This is a genomic window from Pantoea sp. AN62 (assembly GCF_050432985.1).
Classification (GTDB): Bacteria; Pseudomonadota; Gammaproteobacteria; order Enterobacterales; family Enterobacteriaceae; genus Pantoea; species Pantoea brenneri.
Genome location: NZ_JBNPYB010000044.1, coordinates 1 through 2,439 on the forward strand (window position 1 = coordinate 1; position 2,439 = coordinate 2,439).

Genomic DNA, 2,439 nt, shown 5'->3' on the forward strand with positions numbered 1-2,439 from the left:
GTAAGCGTACAGCGAGAACCGTATTGACGGGGATGTGTTATTCAGTTGGCAGTGTGATGCGCCAGGGTAGCAGCTCGCTGACCCGGTTGACCGGCCAGTCAGCTATGACGTCAAGGACATGGCGAAGGTAGCTTTCTGGATCCACGCCGTTCAGTTTGCACGTCCCGATTAGACTGTACAGCAACGCTCCCCGCTCACCACCGTGGTCTGAGCCGAAGAACAACCAGTTTTTACGACCCAGACTGACCATCCGCAGCGCATTTTCAGCGATGTTATTATCGGCTTCGGCCCAGCCGTTTTCTGCATAGTACGTCAGGGCCGGCCACTGGTTCAGGGTGTACGTGAACGCCTTTGCCAGCTCCGAGTGTCGCGACAGCGTTTTCATTTTTTCACGCAACCAGCTTTCCAGGGTACTAAGCAGCGGTTTCGTTTTCCGCTGACGTTCAGCAAGCCGTTGTTCCGCCAGCATTCCTCTTATTTCCGCCTCCACGGCATACAGTTCGCCGATACGCTTCAGGGCTTCCTCCGTCAGGGCTGACGGCGTGCGAACGTGCACATCGTGGATTTTACGGCGGGCGTGAGACCAGCAGGCGGCTTCCGTTATCCGGCCATCGCGGTACAGCTCGTTGAACCCGGCGTACGCATCCGCCTGTAGCACACCGCTGAACCCCGCAAGATGGGTCTGCGGATGGATGCCTTTTCTGTCGGGGCTGTAGGCGAACCACACCGCCGGTGCCAGCGCTGACCCGGCGTTGCGGTCATCACGAACATACGTCCACAACCGCCCGGTCTTCGTCTTCTTATTGCCCGGCAACAGCACCTGGACCGGGGTATCATCGGCATGGAGTTTACCGTCAGTCAGGACATAGTCCTGAAGCGCCTCCTCCAGCGGGGACAGCAGCCGGCAGCATGCATCCACCCAGCCCGACAGCAGTGAACGGCTCAGTTCCACGCCCTGGCGACCGTATATTTCAGACTGACGATACAGCGGTGTGTGCTCTGCATACTTTGAGGTCAGCACGCGGGCCATCAGCCCCGGTCCGGCGATACCCCGCTCAATGGGGCGCGAAGGCGCGGGGGCCTGCACGATGGCATCACATTTTGTGCAGGCATGTTTTTCCCGTACGGCCCGGATCACCCGGAAGGCGCTGCGCATCAGCTCCAGCTGTTCAGCGGCATCCTCACCCAGGTAACTCAGCGCACCACCACACTCCGGGCAGCAGGAACCCGCTGGCCGCAGGCGTTTTTCATCGCGGGGGAGTGATTCGGGGAACGGTTTGCGGGTGCGGGTCTGACGCAGAGTGCGCTGTACTGCCGGGTCATCCACCCGACCGGTCAGCGTATCGCTCTCTTTTTGAAGCCGGTTCAGATCGGCTTCCATTTGTGCGATACGGCGGGAGACTTTTTCGGAACGGCTGCCGAAGTTCATCCGGCGAAGTTTATCCAGCTGCGCCTGCAGATGGTCTATTTCGCGCTCCCGGTCTGCCAGCTTTTCCAGCAGGGCACGGTTCAGCGCTTCCTGTTCGGCAAGGCGCTGTTTCAGCAGAAGGATGTCGTCAGAAGAGATGCCATTCATAAGCCAGCATTTTACCAGGCTTATTCTGCGACAACCAGGATAAAGAAGCCTACAGCATGGTCAGGGAGGTCAGCAACCGCTTCGGCTGTCGCCAGTCGATGCCTTCCAGCAGCATTGCCAGCTGCGCCGGGGTCAGGAACACTTTGCCATCGCGAGCTGACGGCCAGGCGAAGCGCCCGCGCTCCAGCCGTTTGGTCAGCAGGCACAGCCCGTCGCCGGTGGACCACAGAAGTTTAACCTGACTGCCGCTGCGGCCCCGGAAGATGAAGACATGGCCGGACATCGGTTCGTCTTTCAGCGCCGTCTGCACTTTTGCAGCCAGCCCGTTGAAGCCGTTTCTCATATCGGTAATACCGGCAACCAGCCAGATTTTGGTGCCTGTTGGTAGCGGGATCATCGCTTCAGTTCCTGTATCAGCAGAGTCAGAAGCTTTTCGCTGACAGTGCCGTTGAGGCGGAGTGTCCCGTGCCGGAACGTTACCTCACAGCTGATGCTGAGCTCTGAGTCCTCAGCGGGCGGTTCTGGTTGTACGGCGGTGGCATCGAGAGTCACAGGAAGTAACTGAGGACTCTCAGAGGAAGGTAATAGCATCTTTCCCTCGCGCCACTGCTGGCGCCATTTAAAGAGCAGATTGGCATTAATGCCATTTTCAAGCGCCAGTTTTGAGATGGATATCCCGGGTTCGCAGGAGGCAGCAACGAGTTGCTGTTTAAACTCAGGAGAATAATTAGGGCAGCCTTTACGCCTGCCGGGAGTCATATTTTTCTGCATATCTGACACTTTGGTTCCCACTACTTATTTGGTGGACACCACTTTGTCGGATGCTTCAGATTATGACCAGACGGTTCACGCTGTACGCTTAC

Annotated in this window: 3 protein-coding genes; all 3 read right to left on the bottom strand. The window is 58.0% G+C overall.

The genetic code is table 11. The features are described 5' to 3' along the window. Positions 1 to 37 precede the first annotated feature (37 nt). Genes tnpC through tnpA form a run of 3 tightly spaced genes read right to left on the bottom strand, consistent with a single transcriptional unit; the run spans position 38 to position 2,347 of the window. Positions 38 to 1,576, bottom strand: coding sequence for an IS66 family transposase (gene tnpC, locus FHW04_RS23430; protein WP_089562645.1), 1,539 nt, complete (start codon positions 1,574 to 1,576; stop codon positions 38 to 40). Between the two features lie 49 nt (positions 1,577 to 1,625). Beyond that, positions 1,626 to 1,973 (bottom strand): IS66 family insertion sequence element accessory protein TnpB, encoded by a 348-nt coding sequence (tnpB, locus tag FHW04_RS23435; protein WP_004114612.1) that lies wholly within the window; start codon positions 1,971 to 1,973, stop codon positions 1,626 to 1,628. After that, a complete protein-coding gene (gene tnpA / locus FHW04_RS23440) occupies positions 1,970 to 2,347 on the bottom strand; it encodes an IS66-like element accessory protein TnpA (protein ID WP_089562644.1) in 378 nt (125 codons plus the stop codon). Before tnpA ends, tnpB begins: the two co-directional genes overlap by 4 nt. Between the last annotated feature and the right edge of the window lie 92 nt (positions 2,348 to 2,439).

Coding starts and splice junctions, on each gene's coding strand:
- tnpC (WP_089562645.1), bottom strand. CDS start 1,576: ATGAATGGCATCTCTTCTGACGACATCCTTCTGCTGAAACAGCGCCTT.
- tnpB (WP_004114612.1), bottom strand. CDS start 1,973: ATGATCCCGCTACCAACAGGCACCAAAATCTGGCTGGTTGCCGGTATT.
- tnpA (WP_089562644.1), bottom strand. CDS start 2,347: ATGCAGAAAAATATGACTCCCGGCAGGCGTAAAGGCTGCCCTAATTAT.